Annotated in this window: 1 pseudogene; it reads left to right on the top strand. The window is 31.2% G+C overall.

From position 1 onward, the window contains the following. A pseudogene (locus ACODS7_RS32685) lies at positions 1-413 on the top strand (hypothetical protein); the annotation flags it as partial.

Below are 413 nucleotides of genomic sequence, written 5' to 3'. Positions count from 1 at the left end.
GAATGGATCGATAAAGAAGTAGAGGGCAATCGGAAGCTTGCTCTTATAAAAGGGAATATTGTTAATTTTTATGAGGAAAAGAAAATTATCGTATTACATGTAAAAGATATTGATATTAAATATCGAAAGTATGAATATAAACCAGACAAGCAATCTCCACAGCAAGAAATACTACAAGAATCTTCTTTTACAGAAGTTAAACAAGAAATAAAAAAAGAACCCATCCAAGAGATTAATCCAGAAAATAAATCTTTAGAAGTGGAACCGCAATTTATTGAATCAAAGCAACAATTAGATGTATACACAGAAGAATTTCTCCTTCAATTTATCAGCTCACAACAATTGCAGAAGATGAAACAAACAAATGTACCACCATTACCATTAAAACGGTGGTTTGCAGAAGGAAATACAGG

The organism is Bacillus sp. FG16, from assembly GCF_057809515.1.
The sequence above is the reverse complement of the archived record's forward strand: the minus strand, read 5'-3'. Positions and strand labels throughout refer to the sequence as shown.